The sequence below is a fragment of the Microbacterium sp. UBA1612 genome (assembly GCF_002321605.1).
Lineage (GTDB): Bacteria > Actinomycetota > Actinomycetes > Actinomycetales > Microbacteriaceae > Microbacterium > Microbacterium luteum.
In genome coordinates this window covers 204772-230503 of the sequence record NZ_DCMW01000006.1, presented here as the reverse complement: position 1 = coordinate 230503, position 25732 = coordinate 204772, and the positions used below count along the sequence as shown (strand labels likewise).

Below are 25732 nucleotides of genomic sequence, written 5' to 3'. Positions count from 1 at the left end.
CTCAGACGCTGACGCCGCGCGCCGCCATGAAGTTGATCGGGTTCACGGGAGAGCCGTTGATGTAGGTCTCGAAGTGCAGGTGGCAGCCGAAGGAGTTGCCGGTGTTGCCCGCGGCGGCGATGGCCTGCCCCGCACTGACGCGCTGGCCGTAGCCCACCCAGATCCCACCGTTCTGGATGTGGGCGTACCCGGTGCCGATGCCACCGCCGTGGTCGATCTTGATGTAGTTGCCGTAGCCGCCGTTGTATCCGGCGTAGACGACCGTTCCGGCTGATGCGGCGTAGATCGCGGAACCGCAGCCGGCCGCGAGGTCGACGCCCGCGTGGAAGCTGGAGGAGCAGTAGCTCGGGCCGCACTGGCTCGTGCGCCATCCGTAGCCCGAGGATCGGTACCCCGAACCGGGCCGCGCCCATCCGGATCCGACGACGGCACCGCCGTTGCCGCCACTGGAACCGGACGACCCGCCACTGCTGGAGCCGGAGGATCCGCCGCCGGAGCTCTGCTGCTCCTGTTTCGCACGTTCGGCGGCCTCGCGGGCGAGGCGCTCGGCCTCCGCTTTGGCCCGGGCGGCGGCTTCGGCCTTGCGGCGCTTCTCCTCCTCGACGCCCGCCTTGTAGTCGGCGATCGTCTGGGCGGTCTCGTCTTCGAGCGCCGCGAGCTGAGCCTGAAGGGTGGAGAGGTTGGACTCCTGCGCGGCGAGGGCGGCCTGAGCGGCCTCTGCCTTCTCCTGCGCCTCGACCATCTTCTCCTCGGCGATCTTCTGCAGACGATCCCGCTCCTGGCGAGCCACCTCGGCCTGGTCGGAGAGGCTCTGCGCGGCGTCGCGCGCCGTGACGGCCTCGCTGTAGACGGTCTGGTTCCGCTCGAGCAGCTTGTCCATCGTGCCCAGGCGCGACAGCAGGTCGTCGGCGGTCGCCGCCGAGCCCGAGAAGAACAGTTCCAGCGAGGTGTCGTCGCCGCCGTTGCGATACAGCTGCGCCGCCACGCGCCCGGCCTTGTTCGCCGCCTCGTTGGCGGCCTCGGCCTGCTCGTCGGCCTGTGCCTGAAGCTCGTCGGCCTTGAACGACGCCTCGAAGAACGCCTGCTGCGCCTCGTAGAACTCGTTCGATGCGGCCTCGGCTTCTGCCTGCGTGCGCGCGACCTCGGCCTGCAGGCTCGAGATGAGGTTGCGGATCTTGGAGACCTCGGCGGCCTTCGCCGCCTCGTTCGCCTTGGCGGCTTCGACCTCATCCCACGAGGGGTAGCCCTCGATGGCGATCGCACCCGGAGAGTAGGCGAGCGACGAGAAGGTCAGGAATCCCAGGGCGCCGAGTGCGCCGATGCCGATCGCCGAGCGGCGGTTCACCGACGGCCAGAGCCGCTTCTTCTCCGCTTCGGTGGGCGCGCAGCCGCAATCGAGGTCGCTGTGCTGGGCGTCCACGGATCCTCCTCGCAGGGGCAGTCAACGTTGATCACAGTAGCAACACGAGTCACAACCGCAACAGGTGCGGACCGATTTCCGCACGATGAACGATCCCCTCCCCGATGGGCTGTTCGCCGTCGGCGCGCCGCGAGAACGGTCATACGGGGGCCGATTGGCGTTTCCACGGAATCTCTCTTATGCTTGAGCGTCGGTAAGCGTGAGCACCGGGTCGCAAGATCAGGGGTTCATTCGGCCCCATCGTTTAGCGGCCTAGGACGCCGCCCTTTCACGGCGGTAGCACGGGTTCGAATCCCGTTGGGGTCACTCTTTCCGACACAACTCAACAATCATGGCCCTGTAGCGCAGTTGGTTAGCGTGCCGCCCTGTCACGGCGGAGGTCGCGGGTTCAAGTCCCGTCAGGGTCGCTCCGAGCGACGGGCCTTCTTTCGAGGAGGCCTTTCGTCTAGGACGCGGCAGACATGTCGCGCGGCTCTGTAGCTCAGTTGGTAGAGCGTTCGACTGAAAATCGAAAGGTCACCGGATCGATGCCGGTCGGAGCCACACGGGTGATCGTTACAGTCACCCCAGGAACCCTCGCGTAGCTTCTACATCGCGGGGGTTTCGCTTTGCCCGGTCAGAGGGCGCGCCGGCCGTGAACAGCACAGGAGATTCGACGGCGGAAGCCGCGAAAGCTCGCGACCCCGCCGCTGCGCGGCAGAATCTCCTGTCATCTTCACCTTCACCGCCTATCGGCGGGCTGAGACGTGACGCGGCTGCGCCGGTCTGATCGCGCGAGGTAGCGCGTACCGTGCGCCTCTACCCCACGGACAAGGCGGCCGACAACATCGAACGCCTGGACGCCGCGTGGAACCGGCTCCTGGAGGGCATTCTCGACGACCGAGAAGTAGCGGAGACGATCGTGCGCCTCCAACGCATCGAGCACGCGCTATCGGAGCGCCATGGAACCCCGGACATCCCCGACGCCACGACGTCGTGAGTGTGTGAGGCTGGGGACATGGGGCCGCTCGAGCAGGAGGAACTCCGTCGCCTGCGTCTGCGCGCCTACGGACCGTCCGCCGACATCGACCGCGACCCCGCCGCGATGGCTCGACTGACCGAACTCGAAGCCGCCGGCACGGGGGATGCTTCGGACACGCCCGCGCCGGAACCCCATCGCGACAACCCCTCGGACCCACGCCCCAAGGCCCCCGCGGACGCGTCGATGATCGACGCGTCGCTCGTCGATGAGGCGGCGCCCGTCGCCGACGGCGATCCTGCCGTCTGGTCATCGTCGCCGGATACGAGACGGCGACCCCGCTGGCTCGTGCCAGCCCTCTGGGCGGCGTCACTGGCGATCACGGCCGTCTTCGCGGCGATCGTCACCTCGACCGCATCTTCGCCGCCGACCGCGGCGCCCGACGGCGGCACGCCCGTCGCGGTGCTGGCTCCCGACCCGAGCTTCGACCCCTCGGAGATCTTCGGCACCCGAGGCTACGGCGCCCAAGGCTTCGAGGACTTCCATGGCCTGACGCCGATCGCCGTCGACGACCGGTGGGCCGCCAGCTTCGGAACGGATTCCTGCCTGATGATCGTCGCCACGGGAGTCGTCGACGGCGACGACGGCATCTATACGGGACGCTGGCGCACCGGATGCGCGGCGGGCCCGATCCCGGCGAGTGTCGCGATGGACGTCGATTCCACCGTTCCCGCCGAGACCAGCGTCGCCTATCCCGACAGCGTCCTGCTGTTCGTGCACGAGGGCGACCTCGTGCGCGTCTACGAGTACCCCGCGACGTAGGACCGCCTCTGCGCCGGCGCATCGCCCGGATACGCCGCGCTGAGGATTCGCACAAGGGGAATGCAGGCCCGGTCACACTCGGCCAGAGTGGCTGCATGACAGAGCGTCGGCCCGTCGTGTCGGCCCGCGGCGTGCACAAGTCCTACGGTCGCGGAACCGCACGCTTCGAGGCGTTGCGCGGCGTCAGCCTCGACATCGATGCCGGCGAGAGCGTCGCGATCGTCGGCAAGAGCGGATCGGGCAAGTCCACCCTCATGCATGTGCTCGCCCTCATGGATGCCCCCACGTCGGGAACCGTGCACCTCGACGGCCGGGACACCGCCGCGCTGCGCGGCCGCGCACTGAACCGCACCCGCAACACCACCTTCGGCTTCGTGTTCCAGCAGTTCTTCCTGACACCGAACGCCTCCGTGCTCGAGAACGTCACCCTGCCCCTGAAGATCGCCGGCGTGGGCGCACGCGAGCGGCGGCGCAGGGGCATGGCCGCACTGTCGCAGCTCGAACTCGACGACAAGGCCCGCAACCGGGCGACGGATCTGTCGGGCGGGCAGAAGCAACGGACCGTCATCGCGCGAGCCCTCGTCAACGATCCTCGCATCATCTTCGCCGACGAACCCACCGGCAACCTCGACTCGGCGACCGGCGGGATCGTGGCCGACATCCTCTTCGACCTCAACCGGCGGCACGGGATCACCCTCATCCTCGTGACGCACGATCACGATCTCGCCGCCCGCTGCGACCGGCGCCTGCACATCCGCGACGGGGTCTTCGACGACGCGGAGGCGATGACGTGAGAACGTCGAGCCTCATCTCGTCCGCGGTGCAGAACTCGTTCCGCGCCAAGACCCGAACGCTGCTCACGGTGCTCGCCGTGTTCATCGGCGCCTTCACCCTCACCGTGACCAACGGCCTCGGCACGGGGGTCGGCCGGTTCATCGACGACACCGTCGCGGCGATCGGCGCGGACGGGGTGCTGACCGCGACCAAGGCGAGCGAGACCGCGCCGACCGGCTTCGGTGACGAGCCGCTGGAATACGATCCGGATGTGGTCGACACCACCGTGCCCGGCGCACCCGACGGAGCACCCGGGGCCACCACCGGTGTCGTGGCGATGACGCCCGACGACATCGCCGAGCTCGAGCAGATCGAGGGCGTGGACCGGGTCGAACCGACCAAGGGTGTCTCGGCGGACTTCATCCGATACGGCGAAGACGGCACCCCGTACGTGACCGCGGTCGAGAACACCGTGCCCGGGCAGAAACTGCAGATGGCCGCCGGATCGGAGCCGTCGGGCTCATCCGACGAGCCCGAGGTCGCGATCCCCGTCTCCCTCGTCGAGCCGCTCGGCTTCGCCGATCCCGACAGCGCGATCGGCGAGATCGTCACGATCGCCGTGACCGACGGTTCCCGCACGCAGCACCTGCTGGAGGCGACCGTGACCGGCGTCGTCGAGGAGACCTTCAGCGCGGGCACGACGACCATCCCCAACTCCGCCGCCACCGACGAGCTCTTCGCCCTGCAGAACACCGGCGTGCCCGAGGAAGACCTCGACCGATACGCGACGGCGAGCGTGTTCTTCGACCCCGAGGCAACGGATGCCGAGGTCGAGGCGCTCAAGGAGCGCCTCGACGATGCCGGCTACACCGGCCAGTCGATCGCCGACCAGCTCGGCGCGTTCGTCGCGGTCATCGACGGCATCGTGCTCATCCTCAACGCCTTCGCGATCATCGCGCTCGTGGCCGCAACGCTCGGCATCGTGAACACGCTGCTGATGTCGGTGCAGGAACGCACGCGCGAGATCGGGCTCATGAAGGCCATGGGCATGGGATCGGGGCGGGTCTTCGCTCTGTTCAGCCTCGAGGCGATGTTCATCGGATTCCTCGGCAGCGCGCTGGGGGCTGCCGCGGCGATCGCCCTGGGCACCACGGTGAGCCGTCAACTCGCAGCGACCCTGCTCGCGGATCTGCCCGGCCTGGAGCTGTTCGCGTTCGATCCGCTGTCGATCGTGCTGACCACCGCGGTGGTGATGTTCATCGCCTTTCTCGCCGGCACGCTGCCGGCGGCGCGCGCCGCTGCGGCCGACCCGGTGGCGAGCCTGCGCTACGAGTGACCGGGCGGAGCGACGGTCACGTCGACCTGGAGCTCGGCGGCGATCTTCTCCAGGGCGAGCCGCACATCACCGGGATCACCGCCGCCGAGCATCCGGGCCGTGAACGTGGCCTCGAAGAGTCGCCCGCCCGACATGGCGGCATCCCGGGTCTCGGTCGACAGGTGGTCGATGCTCAGACCGTGCAGCTCGAGCGTCGATGCGAGCTCGCGCACGATTCCGGGGCTGTCGTTGCCGAGCACGGTGAGCTCGAGCTCGACGCCGGTGCGCTCGGAAGCGCGCGGGTTCTCGTGCACCGCGACCGCGAGCGTGCCCTCGAGCGTGGCGAGCGCTTCGCGCAGCCCGTCCGCTGCGGAGTCTGGCACGACGACCTCGATGACGCCGGCGAAGGTTCCCGCGAGCTCGGCGAGTTCGCTGCGCTCCCAGTTGCCGCCGTGATCGGAGACCAATCGGGAGACGGCCGCGACGAGACCGGCGCGGTCATCGCCGACGATGGTGAGCACGAGCACGGTCACGGGCTCGATGCTACTGCTCGGGTGCCGGTTGCGACACCGAGGTCGTCGTCGCCCGCTCCCGATCGCGTCGCACATCCGGATGCATCCGCGGCGAGCGCCGCTCCGAACAACCTTCAGCGGGGAACGACCCCGGGATGAGGGGACGAGCATGGCAGCGACACGAATGTCGGCGCGCGCCTGGCTGTGGAGCGCACTGTCCGGGCTGATCGGCGGCGCGGCCTTTCTCGCCGCGGCGGAACTCGTCGCGCTTCTCGTCGCCCGCGGAGCGAGCCCCGTGCTCGCGGTCGGCTCGTTCATCGTCGACGTGGTGCCGCAGCCGCTGAAGGAGTTCGCGATCGCCACCTTCGGCGAGGCCGACAAGCTCGTGCTGCTGATCGGCATCGGGCTCGCCGTCGCCATCGCCGCCGCCCTGGCCGGCGTGCTGCAGTACGTGCGCGCGCCGCTCGGCGTCGCCGCCTTCGTGCTCGCGGGCATCCTGGCGACGGCCGCGACCGTCACCCGCGCCGGCGCCACGGTGCTCAGCGCCCTGCCGCCCGTGGTCGGCACGATCGCCGGCGCCGTCATGCTGATGCTCCTCGTGAACCGGCTCCGGCGCTGGCTGAATCCCGACCGGGCGCTGCAGGCATCCCCCACCGACACCTCGTCTTCGGCGACGGACGAACCCGCATCCGCGGATGCGCGAGGCGTCGACCGTCGCGGGTTCTTTCGCTTCGGCGCGATCGCGGGAGTCTCCGCGGTCATCGTCGGCGTGGGGGCTCGCGCGATCAGCGCGGCGACCTCCTCGCTCGGGGCGATCCGCGAGGAGCTCGCCCTCCCCGAGCCGGGAAGCACGGTGACGATCCCGGAAGGGGCCGAGTTCGACATCGACGGCCTGTCACCGCTGATCACGCCGAACGAGGACTTCTACCGCGTCGACACGGCCCTGACGGTGCCGACGGTCGACCCGGCGACGTGGCGGCTGGTCATCGACGGCATGGTCGACGAGCGAATCGAGATGAGCTTCGACGACCTGCTGGCGATGGGTGTCGACGAGTACGCCGTCACCCTCACGTGCGTCTCCAACGAGGTCGGCGGCGGCCTGGTCGGCAACGCCGTGTGGCTGGGCGTGCCGATCCGCGACGTGCTCGCACGGGCGGGCGTGCAGGACGGTGCCGACATGGTGCTCTCGCGCAGCGTCGACGGCTACACCGCATCCACCCCGCTCGCCTCGCTCACCGACGACGGTCTCGACGCGATCTTCGCCGTGGGCATGAACGGCGAGCCTCTCCCGGTCGAGCACGGCTTCCCCGTGCGGATGGTCGTGCCCGGGCTGTACGGCTACGTGTCGGCGACGAAGTGGGTCACCGAGCTGAAGGTGACGACCTTCGCCGAGGACGAGGCCTATTGGACACCGCGCGGGTACAGCGCCAAGGCGCCGATCAAGTTCTCCTCGCGCGTGGACACCCCGCGCACCGGCACGCCGGTTCCGGCGGGAACGGTGCCGATCGCGGGCATGGCGTGGGCGCAGACGGTGGGGATCGAGCGCGTCGAGGTGAGCATCGACGACGGCGAGTGGCAGCAGGCGACGCTGTCGCCCCCGATCAATGACGACACCTGGGTGCAGTGGTACCTCGAGTGGGAGGCGGAGCCGGGCACGCACTACGTCGCCGTGCGCGCGGTCAACGCCGACGGTGATCTGCAGATCGAGGAGCGCGCCCCCATCGCCCCGGACGGCTCATCCGGGTGGCAGCGCGTGCTCGTGACCGTGGAGTAGGCCGCCTCAAGCGTCCGTTTCCGCGTCTCCGCCGGTCCGCCGAGCGACCCCTTTCACGTCGAGCCACCCCTCTCCTGCGGACGCGAAAGGGACTGCTCGGCGAAAGAGGGATGGCTCGGCAGGAGGGCACGCCCACCCGCGGCGAGATGCGCCGCTCGCGGGCACTGTGGAAGACTCCCCGCGTGAGGCCCTGCCGAGTCCCCGCCGCCCCTCCTGTCACCGCATTGCTCCTCTTCGGGCTGAGCGCCTGCACGTTCGGCGAGCCTGATCCAGAACCCTCCGAGACAGCCGCAGCGCCCGCCGCCCCGGCACCGTCGTCCTCCGCGACGCCGACTGATACGCCGCGGTCCTCGGTGTCGCCGTCACCGTCACCCTCCAGCGCTCCACCCGCCGCCGAGAGCGGTGGTTCTGGCGACGGCTTTCAGGGCGGATCGGGCGGAGCCGGCGGCTCCACGGGCTCCGGCGGAACGCACGGTTCCGGCGGTGGGTCCCGGCCCGCACCGACGGTGCACCCCACATCCTCTCCGACCCCGAAACCCACACCGAGCCCGACCCCAGCCGTGCCGCCGGCATGCGCCACGGACCCGACGGACCCGGGCATCCCCGTGATGGACTTCGGCTCTATCGCCGAGTACTCGACCACGCCGAACGCCCAAGGCGAGGACTGCACGGGCTTCCGCGCATTCCTCTCGACGGGTCTCCCGCAGTACGACTCCCAGTCCTTCGAGTTCTTCGGACACCTCGTGGAGGCCGACGGCGACGTCAACTCGATCGCGCTGATGTCGCAGGGCAACACCGTCGTTCCCGGCCTCCAGGTGCCGTGGTTGACGGTGGAGGAGGCAGGCCTGATCTACAACCGCCTGTCCCTCGACGACGGGCCCGCCTTCGGCGGGATCTACGGGCTCGCCAACCTGTCGGCACCCGTTTCGATCGCCTACGACCCGTGGAACATCCACGTCGAGAAGGCCACTGCGGACGAGCCCACACAGGTCATCGACATGCGCGTGGTCTCCGGCACTGTCGGCGCGGTCGGTGCCGAGTACGAACTCACCGTCGGGGTCGAGGTCGAGGTGCCGGGCGCGAGCACGGCGCAGTGGGCTGAGCTCTCTGTCACGGCGCAGGACCGCACCGGCATCATCCAGTGGGGGTACGGCCCGAACGGGTTCTTCCCGCTGTGGATGTTCGATGGCAAGCCGCTTCCCGCGCAGGGCGGTGCCATTCCGACCCAGGATCAGCGCACACCGATCACCGACACCTACGGCGGAGACATCGGCTCCTACCTGGCAGCGACGGGTGACCCGATGACCGGCCAGGGATCGCAGTATTACTCCATGCCCCTCGTGGAGGTCTCCGAGTGGTCGATCCGGATCGGCGCCTCCTACGTCGCCGGCGGCACGGAGGGCCGGCTCTTCTTCGACAACCTCACCGAGACCTACAACGAGTCGGCGCAGTACGTGGTGAAGAACGGCTACGAGTGGACCGAGTTCTCGGTGCAGCTGCCCGAAACCCGCCAGGGCATGCTGATCGCGACCACGGGCCAGGCGGAGGTCGGCGACCTCCACTACGCGATGATCGGGGGCGCGGGCTCGACCCAGGCAGCGAACGGCACGCTCCGACCGACGGCGAACTGGCCGCAGGGGGCGATCGAGATCACCCCGACCGCCAAGACGTGGACCTCACCCGGCAGCTGCTACCTCTACCACCTGGAGTACGACGTGACGCTCTCGGCATCGGGCACGCGCCCCGCCGCCGACCTCACCTTCCGCGCGGCCAGCGAGAACCAGGAGCTCGTCGCATTGAAGAGGGCCGTGTACGAGGGGCTCTTCGTTTACGAGGGCACCCTCGACGGCGAGCAGGTCAGCGGGTACGCGTGGGGCGAGATCCAGGGAGTTCCCCCAACGGGTGACCCGACACCGCCGAACTGCGGGTGAGGTGCGTCCTCACAGCTCGCCGGGAGCGGACGCGAGGTCGTCGATCTCCTCGACGACCTGTCGCGCCTTGGACGGCTCGCCTGCCTTGCGCGGTGCGTAGACGACGAGCGAGTGGAAGACGAAGCGCACGAAGAAGGCCAGCACGAGGGTGATCGCCGTGGCCAGCACGGCGGAGACGTGCCCGGTTTCCACCAGCAGCGCGACGAGGGGGATGCGCACGATCGCCTCGGCGTTGTTGAAGCCGAACGACTTCGCAAAGCGCACCCACCCGCCCGATGCGGCGCCCTTCATGTCCTGGAAGACGAAGCGCTCCATGAGCAGGAAGTTGCCGATGATCGTCGCCTCCGCGGCGACGATCGCGGCGATGAGGTAGTCGACGCCGAGCGCGGTCAGCGCCCAGACGATCGCAAGGTTGGCGATCGCGCCGAGTCCGCCGATGATGGCGAACAGCGACATCTTGCCGAAGCGCAGCGCCGTCAGCTGCGAGAGGAAGTGGATGCCCTGACGCACCGACGCTTTGGAGTCGCCCGCGTGCCGGTCGGCGAAGGTGAAGGGCACCTCCGCGACGCGCAGGGGCTTGCGCGCAAGGATCTCCAGCAGGATCTTGAACCCGCGCGGACGCAGCGTGTCCGCCTCGATCGCGCGCCGATCGAGCACGAAGAACCCCGTCATCGGGTCGGAGACATCCCGAAGCCGCACCGGGAACATCGATTTCGTCACCGCCGTCGACACCTTCGACACCAGCACGCGGGTCTTGTCGGCGAAGCCGGCATCGGCCTGACCTGCCTGGTAACGCGAGGCGGCGACGACATCGGCATCCCCCACCGAGAACCTCTCCCACAGCGCCGGGATGTCCTCGGGCGGATGCTGCAGGTCGGCGTCCATCACGAGACACGCATCCGAACGGGCCGCGGCGAACCCCTCGACCACGGCACCGCCGAGTCCGCCGGTTCGCTCGTCGCGGTGGATGATGCGCAGCGGCACTCGGGTCGTCTCGGCGAGAGAGCGCACGACCTCGGGGGTGTCGTCGGTGCTGTCGTCGACGACGATGATCTCCGCATCGATTCCCCGGACGGCATGCGCGATGCGCCCCACGAGTTCCGCCATGTTGGGCGCCTCGTTGAAGGTCGGCACGATGATCGAGAGCTGCATCCGGCGTCCATCGTCCCACGGCCGGCGCCCCCGCGTTGCCGCGCGATTACGCTGGATGCCATGACTTCTCCCCTCGATTCCGCCACGATCACGATGTTCGGCGCCGACTGGTGCCGCGACTGTATCCGCACGAAGGCGCAGCTCGACGGCCTCGGCGTCGAGTACACGTACGTCGACCTCGTCGCGACGCCCGACGCCGCGGAGGTCGCTCGCGACATCTCGGGTCGCACCAACATCCCCGTCGTGGTCTACCCCGACGCGTCCCACCACGTCGAGCCGACCAACGCCGACGTCGAGGCCAAGCTCCGCGAGCTCTCCCTCATCTGAGCGCGGGCGTCGCGATCTCCGCCGACAAACGCGGAACGCCGCGGGACACCACGCATTGCGGTGTTTCTCGCGGCGTTCGGCGTTTCTCGTGATGGGCGGTGGGCGGGATGCGCGCCGGCGAGCGTGGAGCGTAGCCTGAAGCCGAAGGAGACGGCCATGACGAACCTCGACCCCGCGGTGATCGCCGCCCGCTTCGGTCCGCGAGCCGACGTCGGCCACCTCGCCCTCACAGGAGAACACGGCGTCGTACTCCCCACGTTCACCGACCACCACGTGCATCTCGCCCTCTTCGCCGAGCACGCCCTCGCCGCGCGGGGGATCGCCGGCGTCGTCGACCTCGGCGGCGACCCCTACGCCCTCGCTCGCCGAGATCCGCACGCCGTGCCGCGACCCGCATACGCGGGCGCCTTCCTCACCACCCCGGGGGGCTATCCGACCGGACGCCCCTGGGCACCCGACGCCATCGTGCGCCACGTCACGGACCCGTCCCGGCATCCCGGTGTCGCCGGGGGCGCGGCGACGGCGGTCGACGAGCAGATCGAGTGCGGTGCGCGCGTGATCAAGGTCGCCCTGAACGCCGAGGCGGGTCCGACTCCGGAGCCCCCGGTCCTCGAGGCGATCGTGGCGCACGCCCATGACCGCGGCGTGCCGGTCGTCGCTCACGTGCAGGGAACGGGCATGTTCGCACGGGCGCTCGATGCCGGCATCGACGCCCTGGCCCACACCACCTTCACCGAAATCCTCGACGAGGCCGACATCGCCCGCGCGGTCACGGCGGAACAGATCTGGATCTCGACGCTCGACATCCACCGCGACACACCGGATCTCGCCCGCACGGCGGAGACGAACCTCGCGAGGTTCCACGCCGCCGGCGGCCGCACACTCTACGGCACCGATCTCGGGAACGGCGATCTGCCCGTGGGCGTCGACCCCCGCGAGATCTCCGCCCTCGTGGCGGCGGGCTTCAACGCCGCTGCGGTCGTGGCGGCGCTCGCCGACCCGTGGCCGTTCCCGGATGCGGTCCCGGGCGTGTGCACCTTCGTTCCCGGCCGTCCGCCCGGCGACGAGCGCGACCTCGGCGCATGGCTCGCGACGGCCTCGACGGTGCCGATCGACGAGATCAGCCGCGATGAACCCTGACCTGGCGGCCACGGCCGACGCCCTCGACGCGGCCGACCCGCTGCGGGCGTTCCGCGATCTGTTCGTCGCCGCCGGCACGGGGCTGGTGTACTTCGACGGCAACTCCCTCGGCCGGCCCCTGACATCGACGGCGGGGCGCCTGGAGCGGTTCGTTCGCGACGAGTGGGGCGGTCGGCTCATCCGGGGCTGGGACGAGTCGTGGATGGATCTGCCGTTCGCGATCGGCGACGAGATCGGCCGGATCGCGCTGGGCGCCGCTCCCGGGCAGACCGTGGTCGGCGACTCCACCACCGTGCTGCTCTACAAGCTGATCCGGGCGGCCCTCGAGGCTCAGATGGCTCGGGATTCCGCCCGTGTGGAGATCGTGGTGGGAACGGACGACTTCCCCACCGATCGCTACGTCGTCGAAGGAATCGCCGCCGAGCGGGGTGCGCGCGTGCGCTGGATCGACGTCGACCGCGCCGGCGGCGTCACCGCCGAGGGTGTCGCCGCCGCCGTCGGCGAGACCACCGCGGTCGTCGTGGTCAGCCACGTCGCGTACCGCTCCGGGCACCTCGCCGACGCGGCGCGCATCACCGAGATCGTGCACGCCGCCGGCGCCCTCACCGTCTGGGACCTGTCGCATTCGGTGGGCTCGGTGCCGATCCATGCCGATACCTGGCGATTCGACGCCGCCGTCGGCTGCACGTACAAGTACCTCAACGGCGGTCCGGGCTCGCCCGCGTTCGCCTACGTGGCGAACCGACACCACGCCTCGCTCACCCAACCGGTCCAGGGGTGGATGGGCGCCGCCGACGTCTTCGCGATGGGGCCCGAGTATCGCCCCGCCGACGGCATGCGGCGATTCCTGTCGGGCACGCCGCCGATCCTCGGGATGCTCGCGATCGAGGACACGCTGGCCCTCATCGACGATGCCGGGATGCCGGCGATCCGCGAGAAGTCGATCGAGCTCACGACGTTCGCACTCGAGGTCGTCGTGGAGGAACTCGCCCCGCTCGGCGTCGAGGTCGCGTCGCCGATCGAAGCCGCCTCGCGCGGCGGCCACGTGACGCTGCGGCATCCGCTCATGAGACAGGTGACCGCAGCGCTCTGGCGGCGAGATGTGATCCCCGACTACCGCGACCCCGACGGACTGCGCATCGGCCTGTCTCCGCTGTCGACGTCGTTCGCCGAGACGCTGACCGGACTGCTGGCCGTGCGCGACACGCTCCTTCGCCTCATCCCGGCCGACTGACCCCGGGAGGAACCCCGTGACAACCGCGCCCATCGACCTCGCCGCCGACACCCGCGAGGCACTCGACGCCGACATCGACGCACTGCACCGCGGCGCGCGGCTGTGGACGCGGCTCTCGCTCGATCAGCGGGCGACGCTCCTGGAGAGCATCCACGCGAGCACCGCCGCGGTGAGTGAGGAATGGGCCGACGCGGCGGCTGTCTCGAAGAGTCTGCCGCCCGGCCATCCCCTTCGCGGCGAGGAGTGGTTCACGGGTCCGTACATGACCCTCGTCTCGACCGAGTGGCTGGCCCGCACGATGCGGAACCTCGCGCGCGGCGGAAATCCCCTCGACGGGGTGCCGATGGACGTCACCGCCGACGGCCGGGTGCGGGCGCGGGTGTTCCCCGGCGACGCGTCGGATCGGATCATCGCGTCGGGATTCACCGGCGAGGTGTGGTTCGACCGCGACGTCACCGTCGCGCGTGCCCGAGCCGCCGCCGGGCTCGGCCAGCGCACCCCGGCGGCCTCGGGCGGCGTGGGCCTCGTGCTCGGCGCCGGCAACGTGACGTCGATCCCCGTCGCCGATGTGCTCACCGAGCTGATCGCTCACAACCGGGTGTCGCTGCTGAAGGTGAACCCCACGCAGGATGCGCTCGTGCCGGTCTTCGAGCGCGCACTCGCCCCGCTCGTGGAGGCCGGTCTGCTGCGCATCGTGCGGGGCGGTGGCGAGGTGGGCGCCTACCTCTCACGCCATGAGCGCATCGACCACGTGCACATCACCGGCTCGGAGCGCACGTTCGACGCGATCGTGTGGGGATCCGGAGACGATGCCGTCCGTCGCAAGGCGGCCGACGAGCCGCTGCTGACGAAGCCGATCACCGCCGAGCTGGGTGGCGTGTCCCCGGTGATCGTCGTGCCCGGCCCCTGGACCGAGGCCGACCTCGCCTTCCAAGCCGAGCACGTCGCGACCATGCGGCTGCAGAACGCCGGACACAACTGCGTCGCGGGCCAGGTCGTCGTCGTGAGCCGAGACTGGCCGCAGCGCGAGGCGTTCCTCGGCCACCTGCGTCGTGCGATGGCAGCCACGCCCTCGCGCGAGGTCTGGTACCCGGGGTCGAGCGACCGCCTGAGCGCGGTGCGCGCCGCGCACCCCGACGCCGCGTGGAGTGACGGCGGCCGGCGGGCCGTCATCGAGATCGACGCCGGCGACCACGACCTCGAGGTCGTCGAGCAGTTCGCCCCCGTACTCGGGGTGGTCTCGCTCCCGGGCACCGGCCAGGCGTTCGTCGACGCCGCGGTCGACTACGCGAACGAGCACCTCATCGGAACCTTGGGAGCGAACGTCCTCATCGATCCCGTGGAGCAGACACGCCTCGCCGACGGCTTCGAGCACACCCTCGAGCGACTGCGCTACGGCACGATCGCGGTCAACGCGTGGACCGCGATCGGCTTCCTGCCGCCGGCGCTGCCGTGGGGCGCGTATCCCGGCGGCACGCTCTCCGACGCGCCGAGCGGGATCGGCGTCGTGCACAACGCCCTCCTGCTCGACCGCATCGACCGTGCGGTCGTGCGCGGCCCCTTCCGCCCGTTTCCGCGCTCGCTCCTCGCGCTGCGCGCCGGGTCGCGTGGCCGGTTCTCCCTCCTGCCCACGCCACCGTGGTTCGTCACGGCGCGCACGGGGGCATCGGTCAGCGCCGGCCTCACGCGCTACCGCGCCGGCGGCGGCCTGCGGGCCCTCATCCCGACGCTCTGGCGGGCGTTTCGCGCCTGAGCGCTCGTCAGCCCTCGGCGACGAAGCGGTCGGCGGCGTCGCGCAGAGCGCGCGCGATGCCCGGCTCCGACGCGGCGTGTCCGGCGTCGGGAACCATCACGAACTCGGCCTCCGGCCACGCCCGGTGCAGGTCCCACGCCGTCATCGGCGGAGTGCACACGTCGTAACGCCCCTGCACGATCACGGCGGGGATGCCGCGGATCGCGTCGACGTTGGCGATGAGCTGCCCCTCGTCGAAGAAGCCGCGGTGCAGGAAGTAATGGTTCTCGATGCGCGCGAACGCGGTCGCCGCCCGCGGATCGGTCATCGCCTGCACGAGGTCGTCGTCCGGGAGCAGGGTGAGGGTGGATGCCTCCCACGTCGTCCACGCGACGGCAGCCGGCACGTGCACGGCCGGATCGGGGTCGACCAGGCGGCGGTGGTACGCCTCGATCATGCGCCCGCGTTCGAGCACCGGGATCGGACCGAGGAACTTCTCCCACCGATCGGGGAAGATCGCCGACGCACCGCCCTCGTAAAACCACTCGAGCTCGTGGGCGCGGAGCGTGAAGATCCCCCGCAGAACGATCTCGGACACCGCGTCGGGATGGGTCTCGGCGTAGGCGAGGGCGAGGGCGCTCCCCCAGGACCCGCCGAAGACCATCCAGGTCTCGATACCGAGATTGCGCCGGAGCAGCTCCAGGTCGGCGACCAGGTGCCACGTCGTGTTGTGGCGCAGGTCGCCCTCCACATCGGCCGCGTGCGGCGTCGAACGGCCACATCCGCGCTGGTCGAGCAGGATGATGCGATAGCGCTCGGGATCGAAGAAGCGGCGGTGCCACGACGACGTGCCGGCGCCGGGACCACCGTGCAAGAACACGACCGGCTTGCCCTCGGGGTTTCCGCACTGCTCGTAGTAGAGGCGATTGCCCTCGCCCGCGATCAGTTCGCCGGTCGCGTACGGCTCGATCTCGGGATAGAGGATGTCGTCGAGGTGTTCGTTCATGGCCGATCCCCTCCCCTCGGCGAGCGCGACGGGGACCCCCGCGGGTGCCTCTTCGCCCCGACGACCGGGGCTTTTGTCGAACGCCATGCGCACACGCTAGCGCCTGCGGGGCCGCGAGACGCGCATTACCGCGGTGCGGCGAGACGATCACGGCGCGAATAGGCTCGCAGCATGCACGTGTCGCGCACGAAAGCGTCCGCTCCTGGACGGCGCCGGTGAGCGGCGTGGAGATCCTCGTCATCGCGGTCGGCGCGATCGTGGTGATCGCCGCCGCGACGACCGTGGCCCCCAAGGTGCGCATCGCCGGCCCCCTCATCCTCGTCGCCATCGGACTGGGCGTGAGCATGCTGCCGTTCGTGCCGCTGGTCGAGGTGGACCCCGAGATCATCCTCGTCGGCGTGCTCCCGCCGCTGCTGTACTCGGCCGCGGTCTCCCTGCCGGCCATCGAGTTCCGTCGCGATCTGCGGCCGATCGCCGGCCTGTCGGTGCTGCTCGTCCTCATCAGCTCGTTCGTGCTGGCCCTGTTCTTCCTGTGGGCTCTGCCCGGGCTCGGGTTCCCCCTCGCTCTCGCGCTCGGCGCCATCCTCAGCCCCACCGACGCGGTCGCCACCGCGATCGCCAAGCGACTGGGGATCTCACGACGCGTCGTGACGCTGCTGGAAGGCGAGAGCCTGCTCAACGACGCCACCTCGCTGGTGCTCCTGCGCACCGCGATCGCCGCGGTCGGCGTCGGCTCCCTCCACTTCGGGGAGTTCGCGCTGTCCTTCCTCTGGGGCGTGGTCGTCGCGGTCGTCATCGGCGGCCTCATCGGGTGGGTGAACCTGCGCGTGCGGTCGTTCATCTCGCACTCAGCGGCGAACACCGCGGTCGGGTTCACGGTCCCGTTCCTCGCCTACCTCCCCACCGAGGAGCTTGGCGGTTCGGGCCTGGTCGCCGCCGTCGTGGCCGGCATCGTCACCGGTCAGGGGGCCGCCCGCCGCTTCACGCCGGAACAGCGCCTGTCCGACGAGCTGAACTGGCGCACGGTCGAGCTGATGCTCGAGGGGGCCGTCTTCCTGCTCATGGGGCTGGAGCTGAAGGACGTGCTCCTCGACAACGCCGGTGACGGACTGGGCACGGCCGCCACGCTCGCCGCCGTCGCCCTGGCGATCGTGCTGGCCGTGCGCGCGGTGTACGTCGCGCTTCTCGTGGGTCTGCAGAGCTCGCGCGCGCGGCGGATCCAGCGCGCACGTCTGGACGCGCTCACCGCACGGATCGACCTCCTTCATCCTGCCGACCCGCCGCCGGAAGCCGAGGTCTCGCCGCGACACCGCTCGCGCGTGGCCCAGGCCCGCGCGAGGATCGGCCGCGCCTACGCCGACCTGGACTACTACGCCGCCTCTCCGCTCGGGTGGAAGCACGGCACGGTCATCGTCTGGGCGGGCATGCGCGGTGTGGTCACGCTGGCGGCCGCGCAGACGCTCCCCCGCGACGCCGACGAACGCTCGCTCGTGGTGCTGGTCGCCTTCCTCGTCGCCGTCGGGAGCCTCATGCTGCAGGGCCTCACCCTTCCCAGCGTCGTGAAGCTGCTGCGCATGCCCCGTGTCGACGAACAGGTGACCCGATCGGAGCAGGATGCGCTCGACGACGAGCTGCGCGAGGCCGCGGCCGACGCGGTGTCCGGCGCCCGCGTGAAGCGCCGCGACGGCACGCCGTTCGACGACTCCTTCCTCGCCGAGATGGGACCGCGCATGGCGCAGCCGCCCGATGATGGCGGCGCTCCGCGCCTGGCTGACCGGCTCGAACTGCGCCTGGCCGTCATTCACGTGATGCGCCGGCGCCTGGAGCAGATGTCGCACTCGGGACGCTTCAGCACCGCAGCGCTCCGCCACGCGCTCGCCGAACTCGACGCCGATCAGCTGAGCCTGGAACTGCGCCTGGACGACGAAGACTGAGAACGGTGCGCGAAATCGCGGCGTATCGGCGAGAATGGATGTCGACGCCGCGCATCTTCGCGACGTCGCGAAGGAGCAGGCCATGAGCGAGATCGCCGACGCGTCGACGACCGGACTGTCGCGCCCCCCGCACCGCGAATCCGCGGTGAACGGGACCGACACGGCACCGCTGCACCTGCCGCACACGGCCGCGGAGTGTCCGAAGTGCTTCACCGAGCTGCAGCAGGATCGTCACTGGTGGCAGGCGCGGCCGATCGGCTCGAAGCTCGTCGGGCTCGTCATCTCCCGCGAGGACATGCCCTCCGTCGTGGAGCAGCGCGAGGAGCTGACCCGCTTCGGCGTGCCGATCGAAGGTTTCCGGCATCCGGCGCCCGAGACGCTCGAGAGCTGGGAGCAGCGTCTCGTGCGCCTGTTCGGCACGCTCACCCGCGGCGACGTGCTCGTCGTCGCGAACGTGCACGCCCTCGGCCGCGACATCGACGAGGAGACCCGCACCGTCGCCGAGCTCCATCGCCGCGGTGTGGTCGTGAAGGTGCTGAGCCACGGCGGTCACCACCTTTTCGCGCCCGGACGCTGATCCCGCGGAGGCGCTACCTGCCGACATAGGTGCGCAGGTGCTGTGCGGTGAGCGTGTCCGATGACGCGACCAGGTCGGCCGGGGTCCCCTCGAACACGATCTGACCGCCGTCGTGCCCGGCGCCCGGGCCGAGGTCGATGATCCAGTCGGCGTGAGCCATCACCGCCTGGTGGTGCTCGATCACCACGACGGTGTTCCCCGCCTCCACCAGGCGGTCCAGCAGCGCGAGCATGGTGTCGACATCGACGAGATGCAGCCCGGTCGTGGGCTCGTCGAGCACGTAGACGGCTCCCTTCTTCGCCATCGAGATCGCCAGCTTGAGCCGTTGCCGCTCGCCCCCGGACAGCGTGTTCAGGGCCTGCCCGAGGGTCAGGTAGCCCAGGCCCACGTCGACCATGCGCGCGAGGGTGGTGTGGGCGGCGCCCGTGGGGAAGAACGTGGCGGCCTCGGCCGCCGACATCGACAGCACCTCGTGGATGTTCTTGCCGTCGAGGGTGTGGGCGAGCACCTCGTCGCTGAAGCCGCTTCCCTCGCACAGGTCGCACCGCGTCTCGACGCTCTGCGTGAACCCGAGGTTGGTGATGATCACCCCGAGACCCTTGCAGGCGATGCAGGCGCCGGCGGAGTTCGCGCTGAACAGCGACGGCTTCACCCCGTTCGCCTTCGCGAAGGCGGATCGGACCGTGTCGAGGATGCCGGTGTAGGTGGCCGGACTGCTGCGGCGCGACCCCTTGATCGGCGTCTGGTCGACCACGACCACGTCGTCGAACGCGGGCAGGTTGCCGTGGATCAGAGACGACTTGCCCGACCCCGCGACGCCGGTGACGACGGTGAGCACGCCGAGCGGGATGTCGACGTCGACCCCTCGGAGGTTGTGCTGGGTCGCCCCGCGGATCTCGAGGGCGCCCCGGTGGGGTCGCGACGTGCTCTTGAGGGCGGCGCGATGATCCAGATGGCGGCCGGTGAGGGTGTCCGATTCCCGGAGGCCGGCAACATCTCCGGTGTACTGCACCTCGCCGCCTGCTCGCCCGGCGCGGGGGCCGAGATCGACGACGTGGTCGGCGATCTCGATGACCTCCGGCTTGTGCTCGACCACCAGAACGGTGTTCCCCTTGTCGCGCAGCCGGCGCAGCAGCCGATTCGTACGGGCGATGTCGTGCGGGTGCAGTCCGGCCGTCGGCTCGTCGAAGACATAGGTGATGTCCGTGAGCGAGGAGCCGAGGTGGCGGATCATCTTCGTGCGCTGCGCCTCCCCACCCGACAGCGTTCCCGACGACCGGTCGAGCGAGAGGTAGCCGAGGCCGATGTCGACGAACGAGTCGACCGTCTGACGCAGCGAGGACAGCAGCGGCGCGACGGCGGGATCGTCGATCGTCCGCAGCCAGGCGGCGAGGTCGGTGATCTGCATCGCCGCCGCCTCGGCGATGTTGACGTCGCCGATCCGTGACGACCGCGCCCCCTCGTTCAGACGGGTGCCGCCGCAGGCCGCGCAGGCGCTGAACTTCACGGCGCGCTCGACGAACGCGCGCACGTGCGGCTGCAGCGCATCGCGGTCCTTCTGCAGCATCGACTTGGTGATCTTGGGCACGAGCCCCTCGTAGGTGAGGTTGATGCCGCCGACCTTGACCTTCGTCGGCTCCTTGTAGAGGAAGTCGTGCCGTTCGGTCTCGGTGTAGTCCTGGATGGGCGTGGCCGGGTCGACGAAGCCGGACTCGGTGAAGGCCTTCACCATCCATCCGTCGACGGTGTATCCGGGAACGGTGATCGCGCCGTCCTGCAGGGACTTGGTGCGGTCGAACAGTTCGTCGAGGTCGATGTCGCTGACCTCACCCAGCCCCTCGCAGTCCGGGCACATCCCGCCGGTGATCTCGAACGAGCGGCGTTCCTTCTTGCCCTTGTCCTTGCCGACCTGCACGGTGACCGCCCCCGCGCCGGAGACCGAAGGGACGTTGAAGGAGAACGCCTGCGGCGAGCCGACGTGCGGGGTGCCGAGACGGCTGAACAGCAGACGGAGCATCGCGTGCACGTCGGTGGCCGTGCCGACGGTCGACCGGGAGTTCGACCCCATGCGCTCCTGGTCGACGATGATCGCGGGGCTGACGTTCTCGAGCGCGTCGACCTCGGGGCGACTGAGCTGTCCCATGAACTGCTGGACGAACGTCGGGTAGGTCTCGTTGATGAGTCGCTGCGACTCGTTCGCGATCGTCGCGAAGACCAGGGAGGACTTGCCCGAGCCGCTCACGCCGGTGAACACCGTCAGACGTCGCTTGGGGATCTCGACCGAGACGTTCTTGAGGTTGTTCTCCCGCGCTCCGACGACGCGGATCACGTCGTGGGAGTCGGCGATGTGCGGTGTGGCGTCGACCTCGGACATGCGGGCTCCTCCCGGTACCCCCTCAGTGTGGCGCATGCGGCCGACACGGCGCGTCGCGGATCACGCCGCCAGGAAGCATCCCTCGACGTGGTCGTCGACCATGCCGGCCGACTGCATCAGCGCGTACATCGTGGTCGGGCCCACGAAGCGGAAGCCCCGACGCCGCAGCTCGCGGCTGAGCGCGTCGGACGCCGGCGTGGTCGCCGGCACCTCGGCGAAGGTCCGCGGGCGAGGACCCGGAGGCGGCGCGAACGACCACATCAGGGAATCGAACTCTCCTTCGGCCATGTCGCGGACGATCGCCGCGTTCGCGATCGTCGCGAGGATCTTCGCGCGGTTCCGGATGATGCCGGGGTCGGCCATCAGGCGTTCGACGTCGTCGCCGTCGAACGCCGCCACCGCGACCGGGTCGAAGCCGGCGAAGACCTCGCGGAAGCGCGGCCGCTTGCGCAGGATGGTGATCCACGACAGGCCCGCCTGGAACCCCTCGAGGCTCATCTTCTCGAAGAGCGGGCGGTCACCGCGCAGCGGCCGGCCCCACTCCTCGTCGTGATAGCGACGGTACTCGGGATCGTCGCCGATCCACCCGCACCGCACGATGCCGTCTTCACCGGTACGCACACTCTCCGCCACGCCCCCAGTATCGCCTCGGGGTACGACAGCGCCGGGCTACTTCTTGTTCTTCTTCTGCAGCGACTTCTCGGAGACGGGGGCGGTACCGGATGCGCGCTCGGCGGCGAAGTGAGCGGCGGCGGCATCCTGTCGCTCCTGCTCGGCGCCCGAGGCGATAGGGGCCCGCACGTGCTCGGGGGCGAACCCGAACGCGTCGACGAGATCCTGCGCATGCGGACGCAGGCGCGCGCTCAACCGGTCGATGTAGCGCGAGACGGCGCTCGCGCGCTGCGCGGACAGGCGGCCGTTGATGAGATACCACGCGAGGTGGCGCTCGATCAGCGACAGTCCGAAGAGGTCGCGCAGCCACGTGAGCACCTGCTTCGTGCCCGCATCGGCGGTCTTGTTCACCGCGTCGGTGAACGCCTCCCACTGCAGCAGCTCGCCGTGCGCGCGGGCAGCCTCGATCAGCTGCGACTGGTTCTCGTTGAACAGCGCCGCAGCCTCGCCGGCCGGCAGCTTCGATGCCGGGCGCAGCCGGCCGGCGATGTCGGCGATCATCTGCTGCACGCGGTCGGTGAGCAGCTCCTGCTGGTGGTCGCCCCGCAGCCCGAGCTCCACCGAGCGGGCGGTGGAGCCGAAGTCGGTGACCGCCTGTCCGAGCTGGCGGAGTCCGGCGCCGTGGAACACCTTGCCCGCGGTCTGGCCCACGGCGAAGCGGGCGAGCGTGGCGGCATCCGCACCCTTGAACTGCTTGGCGAAATCGCCGAGCAGGCGCTTGCCGACCAGCTGCAGGAGCACGTTGTTGTCACCTTCGAAGGTGACGTAGACGTCGAGGTCGCGGTGCAGGTCGACCATGCGGTTCTCGGCGAGGAACCCCTGGCCGCCGCACGCCTCCCGGCTCTCCTGGATGGTGTCCAGCGCGTTCCACGTCGACAGGGGCTTCAGGGCGGCGGCGAGGGTCTCGAGGTCTTCGCGCTCGTCGGGGGTGTCGGTGCGACCCGAGAAGACGCCGTCGAATTTCCTCAGCAGCTCGTCGTGCGAGAAGAACTGGGCGTAGACCTGCGCCAGGCGCGGCAGCAGCCGGCGCTGGTGCTTGGCGTAATCGAGCAGCACGACCTCGTCGGTTCCGGCGCCGGAGTCGAATTGACGCCGCTGGTTGGCGTAGGTGATCGCGATGTTCAGCGCCAGGGCGGTCGCGGTCGTGGCGGCACCGTCGAGGGACACGCGGCCCTGGACCAGGGCGCCGAGCATCGTGAAGAAGCGACGACCGGGGCTGTCGATGTCGGACGTGTAGCTGCCGTCGGGAGCGACATCGCCGTAGCGGTTGAGCAGGTTCTCGCGCGGCACGCGCACGTTGTCGAAGTGCAGCCGGCCGTTGTCGATGCCGTTGAGCCCGCCCTTGACGCCGTCGTCCTCTCCGCCGATGCCGGGGAGGAATGCGCCCTCGTCGTCGCGCAGCGGAACGAAGAAGCAGTGCACGCCGTAGTTCACGCCGCCGGTGATCAGCTGGGCGAAGACGGTGGCGGCCTTGCCGTGCAGCGCGGCGTTGCCGAGGTAGTCCTTCCACGCCCCGCGGAACGGCGTGTGGATGACGAACTCCTCGGTCTCGGGATCGTAGGTCGCGGTGGTGCCGATGGCGGCGACGTCGGAGCCGTGGCCGGTCTCGGTCATCGCGAACGCGCCGGGCAGATCGAGGCTGATGATGTCGCGAAGCCACAGATCGTGGTGCTTCTTGGTGCCCAGCTGGTAGACCGCGGAGCCGAACAGGCCCCACTGCACGCCGGACTTGATCTGCAGGCTCGGGTCGGCGAGCACGAGCTCTTCGAACCCGGCGAGGTTCGCACCGTTGTCTTCGAGGCCGCCGTACTCGGTGGGGAAGGCACGGCGCGAGCCGTCGTTGTCGACGAGGAGGTGCAGCTGCTCCAGCACGCGTGCGCGGTGCTCCGCCATGGACTGACCCGGCTCCTGCCAGAACACCGGGTCCTTGATCAGCTCGCGCACCTCCCGGCGGGTCTCGCGCCACGTGCCCAGCAGCGCGTTCGTGACGGCCGGCACGTCGATCCGTGCCTCGTGGGCTTCGTCCGCGGTGTGCGGCGCGGTCGGCGCACCGCCCTCGGGTGTGCGCTTGTCTTCTGCGGGCGTGGACGAACGGACAGCAACGTCTGCCATGACATCACCTTTCGGCGTCGGAGGGGTGGCGCCCGCATCGGATGCGGACACCATTGACAGTAGGTGTCCCACAATCATGCGGCAAACCCCTTGCAGCATCCACACAACGACACCGCCCGAGGTCACCCGTGACGATTGTGCGCGCCCCACACCTCCGCGATCCTGCGACCCGGGCGGTCAGCCCTCAGCCGCGACGACCAGCGCGATCGAGAGTCCGTGGCCGAACCGGAACAGGGGATCGACGGTGTCGAAGGGCACGTCGGGGCGGGAGCGTTCGACGGCCGCCATCGAGCGCGGCAGATCGAACGGCAGTCGCCCCTGGGGTTCGGCGACTCCCGTCAGCACGTCGAACAGCGCCGCGCCGCTCGCACCCCAGTTGGCGGTGAGGGCGGCGACATCCTCGACGATCGGCGTGAGGATCGCGGGGCGGTCGAGGAGCACATCCACCACCGTCGGCACCGCCTGCGCGACCTCGCGGACGTGGGCGATGACGTCGTCGGGGAAGGCGAGGGAGCCGGCGTGGAAGAAGTTCTCGAAGGTCGACCCGCGCTCCTCGAACGGCGCGCGGAGGCGAAGCACCGCCACGTCGGCCTCGGCGGGCGTGGCGACCACGGTGCCGTAGCGCGCGGCGATCTCCGGGTCGACGCCCTCGACGTACAGGCGGCGGCCGGTGGGCAGCGGCAGCACACCGCTGTCGGCGAGCAGCGTGATCGCCGCGCGCTGGGCGGCTTCCCCGGCCGCGCGGAAGTCGGCCCGGCCGACGATCTCGTCTGCGGCGGCGACGTCGACGAAGGGCTGCTCGAACAGGCCGAGCTCGAACTTCTCACGCAGGATGCGGCGCGCGGAGACATCCAGCCGCTCCTCGGCGACCTCGCCCGCGGCGACGAGCTCGACGAGCAGCGCCGTGCACGTCTCGCCGCCGAACTGGTCGACCCCGGCATCCAGCACCCTCATCATCCGCTCCGACGGCGTGAGGTGCTCGACGCCCCACGCGCGAGCCGGGAACGGGGTGCCGAGGATCTCGGCGTCGGTGATGAGACCCCAGTCGGTGCACACCAGGCCGTCGAAGCCGTACCGCTCACGGAGCAGGCCGGTGATGACCGACCGGTTGAAACCGAAGCCGACCTCCTCGTGCTCCGTGCCGACCGGCATGCCGTAGTACGGCATGACCTGGCGCGTGCCCGCCTGGAAGGCGGCCTCGAACGGCTTCAGGTGGTGTTCGAACATGCCGCCGGGGTAGACCTGCTCGCGGCCGTAGGCGAAGTGCGGATCCTCGCCGTCCTTCTGCGGTCCGCCGCCGGGGAAGTGCTTGGTCATCGTCGAGACGGAGCCGACCCCGAAGGCCTCCCCCTGGAAGCCGCGGATGTAGGCGGCGCCCATGCGGCCGGCGAGATCGGCGTCCTCACCGAACGTCGCGGTCTGCCGAGCCCAGCGCGGTTCGGTCGCGAGATCGACCTGCGGATGCAGGGCGACCCGCAAGCCGACGGCCGTGTACTCCTGCCGCGCGATGTCGGCGAACCGTTCGACCAGCTCCTCGTCGCCGATCGCGGCGAGCCCCATCGTCTCGGGCCACTGCGAGAAGGGCCCCGCCATGATCGCCGCACCCGGGTTGTCGCTGAAGGAGTGGCGCGGGTCGGTGGACAGCGTCACCGGGATGCCGAGACGAGTCGATGCGGCGAGTTCCTGGAGTGCGTTGTGCCACTCGGCCATCTGCCGACCCGTCGGCGCGGCGCCGAGCAGGTTGAAGTGAGACATGTGCCGTCCGGCCACCAGCTCTCGCGGTGCCGGCAGACCGAACGCGGGGTTGTCCTCGTCGAGGTCGCCGATGGCGATCATCGTGTGGAAGAAGAGTCCTGCCTTCTCGGCCATGGTCATCGCCGACAGGAGCAGCTCGACGCGCTCCTCGACGGACAGGTCGGCGTTCAGCCACGGGCGTTCGGTCTCGGCAGCCACGGTCACCACTCCT

General features: G+C 70.0%; 20 protein-coding genes and 3 tRNA genes. 15 read left to right on the top strand and 8 right to left on the bottom strand.

All coding sequences use genetic code 11. From position 1 onward, the window contains the following. Position 1: 1 nt before the first annotated feature. Positions 2–1420 carry a M23 family metallopeptidase gene (locus B3S45_RS04245; protein ID WP_286717559.1) on the bottom strand — a complete coding sequence of 473 codons (1419 nt, stop codon included), beginning with the start codon at positions 1418–1420 and terminating at the stop codon, positions 2–4. 233 nt (positions 1421–1653) lie between these two features. Between B3S45_RS04245 and B3S45_RS04240 the strand changes: the two genes are divergently transcribed. The 7 genes from B3S45_RS04240 (at position 1654) to B3S45_RS04210 (ending at position 5310) form a co-directional block, all read left to right on the top strand. Beyond that, a tRNA-Glu gene (locus tag B3S45_RS04240) sits at positions 1654–1726 on the top strand. Positions 1727–1753: 27 nt separating this feature from the next. Beyond that, positions 1754–1827, top strand: a tRNA-Asp gene (locus B3S45_RS04235). A 63-nt stretch (positions 1828–1890) separates the two neighbouring features. Further along, positions 1891–1963, top strand: a tRNA-Phe gene (locus tag B3S45_RS04230). Positions 1964–2210: 247 nt separating this feature from the next. After that, the gene (locus tag B3S45_RS04225; RefSeq protein WP_194384359.1) at positions 2211–2399 is read left to right on the top strand and encodes a hypothetical protein; all 189 of its coding nucleotides are present in this window, start codon (positions 2211–2213) and stop codon (positions 2397–2399) included. 18 nt (positions 2400–2417) lie between these two features. Then, positions 2418–3200: a hypothetical protein gene (locus B3S45_RS04220; protein WP_286717557.1), complete on the top strand. Its 783-nt coding sequence runs from the start codon at positions 2418–2420 to the stop codon at positions 3198–3200. A gap of 95 nt (positions 3201–3295) precedes the next feature. Next, the gene (locus B3S45_RS04215) at positions 3296–3994 is read left to right on the top strand and encodes an ABC transporter ATP-binding protein (protein ID WP_194384357.1); all 699 of its coding nucleotides are present in this window, start codon (positions 3296–3298) and stop codon (positions 3992–3994) included. Beyond that, positions 3991–5310, top strand: coding sequence for an ABC transporter permease (locus tag B3S45_RS04210; RefSeq protein WP_286717555.1), 1320 nt, complete (start codon positions 3991–3993; stop codon positions 5308–5310). Before B3S45_RS04215 ends, B3S45_RS04210 begins: the two co-directional genes overlap by 4 nt. Here B3S45_RS04210 and B3S45_RS04205 read toward each other — a convergent pair. After that, the gene (locus tag B3S45_RS04205) at positions 5301–5822 is read right to left on the bottom strand and encodes a glycine cleavage system protein R (protein ID WP_286717553.1); all 522 of its coding nucleotides are present in this window, start codon (positions 5820–5822) and stop codon (positions 5301–5303) included. The two genes, B3S45_RS04210 and B3S45_RS04205, sit on opposite strands and share 10 nt — an antisense overlap. 148 nt (positions 5823–5970) lie before the next feature. Between B3S45_RS04205 and B3S45_RS04200 the strand changes: the two genes are divergently transcribed. Then, positions 5971–7575 (top strand): molybdopterin-dependent oxidoreductase, encoded by a 1605-nt coding sequence (locus B3S45_RS04200; protein ID WP_286717552.1) that lies wholly within the window; start codon positions 5971–5973, stop codon positions 7573–7575. Positions 7576–8183: 608 nt separating this feature from the next. Next, the gene (locus B3S45_RS04195; protein WP_286717551.1) at positions 8184–9506 is read left to right on the top strand and encodes a hypothetical protein; all 1323 of its coding nucleotides are present in this window, start codon (positions 8184–8186) and stop codon (positions 9504–9506) included. Positions 9507–9515: 9 nt separating this feature from the next. On the opposite strand, the gene B3S45_RS04190 is transcribed toward B3S45_RS04195, so the two are convergent. Further along, positions 9516–10658, bottom strand: coding sequence for a glycosyltransferase (locus B3S45_RS04190; protein WP_286717550.1), 1143 nt, complete (start codon positions 10656–10658; stop codon positions 9516–9518). Between the two features lie 60 nt (positions 10659–10718). Between B3S45_RS04190 and B3S45_RS04185 the strand changes: the two genes are divergently transcribed. The 4 genes from B3S45_RS04185 (at position 10719) to B3S45_RS04170 (ending at position 15112) form a co-directional block, all read left to right on the top strand. Next, positions 10719–10985, top strand: coding sequence for a glutaredoxin family protein (locus tag B3S45_RS04185; RefSeq protein ID WP_194384353.1), 267 nt, complete (start codon positions 10719–10721; stop codon positions 10983–10985). A 156-nt stretch (positions 10986–11141) separates the two neighbouring features. After that, on the top strand, positions 11142–12125 hold the full coding sequence (locus tag B3S45_RS04180; protein ID WP_071045146.1) for a hypothetical protein: 984 nt from the start codon (positions 11142–11144) through the stop codon (positions 12123–12125). Beyond that, positions 12115–13359: a kynureninase gene (locus B3S45_RS04175; protein ID WP_286717549.1), complete on the top strand. Its 1245-nt coding sequence runs from the start codon at positions 12115–12117 to the stop codon at positions 13357–13359. The genes B3S45_RS04180 and B3S45_RS04175 overlap by 11 nt, the downstream gene beginning before the upstream one ends. 16 nt (positions 13360–13375) lie before the next feature. Continuing rightward, complete coding sequence (locus tag B3S45_RS04170; protein ID WP_286717548.1) at positions 13376–15112, top strand: aldehyde dehydrogenase family protein; 1737 nt, start codon at positions 13376–13378, stop codon at positions 15110–15112. A 7-nt stretch (positions 15113–15119) separates the two neighbouring features. Here B3S45_RS04170 and pip read toward each other — a convergent pair whose 3' ends face one another. Beyond that, a complete protein-coding gene (gene pip, locus B3S45_RS04165) occupies positions 15120–16097 on the bottom strand; it encodes a prolyl aminopeptidase (protein ID WP_071045149.1) in 978 nt (325 codons plus the stop codon). A 215-nt stretch (positions 16098–16312) separates the two neighbouring features. Between pip and B3S45_RS04160 the strand changes: the two genes are divergently transcribed. Next, on the top strand, positions 16313–18031 hold the full coding sequence (locus tag B3S45_RS04160) for a cation:proton antiporter (protein ID WP_228480900.1): 1719 nt from the start codon (positions 16313–16315) through the stop codon (positions 18029–18031). An 82-nt stretch (positions 18032–18113) separates the two neighbouring features. Next, positions 18114–18608, top strand: coding sequence for a recombinase family protein (locus B3S45_RS04155; protein WP_143003741.1), 495 nt, complete (start codon positions 18114–18116; stop codon positions 18606–18608). Between the two features lie 13 nt (positions 18609–18621). On the opposite strand, the gene B3S45_RS04150 is transcribed toward B3S45_RS04155, so the two are convergent. The 4 genes from B3S45_RS04150 to B3S45_RS04135 form a co-directional block, all read right to left on the bottom strand. Further along, on the bottom strand, positions 18622–20982 hold the full coding sequence (locus B3S45_RS04150) for an excinuclease ABC subunit UvrA (RefSeq protein ID WP_286717546.1): 2361 nt from the start codon (positions 20980–20982) through the stop codon (positions 18622–18624). Between the two features lie 60 nt (positions 20983–21042). Next, the gene (locus tag B3S45_RS04145; protein WP_071045152.1) at positions 21043–21615 is read right to left on the bottom strand and encodes a DNA-3-methyladenine glycosylase I; all 573 of its coding nucleotides are present in this window, start codon (positions 21613–21615) and stop codon (positions 21043–21045) included. A gap of 36 nt (positions 21616–21651) precedes the next feature. Further along, positions 21652–23766, bottom strand: coding sequence for an acyl-CoA dehydrogenase (locus tag B3S45_RS04140; protein ID WP_286717544.1), 2115 nt, complete (start codon positions 23764–23766; stop codon positions 21652–21654). 177 nt (positions 23767–23943) lie between these two features. Next, positions 23944–25719, bottom strand: coding sequence for a glycoside hydrolase family 3 protein (locus B3S45_RS04135; protein WP_286717543.1), 1776 nt, complete (start codon positions 25717–25719; stop codon positions 23944–23946). Positions 25720–25732: the final 13 nt, after the last annotated feature.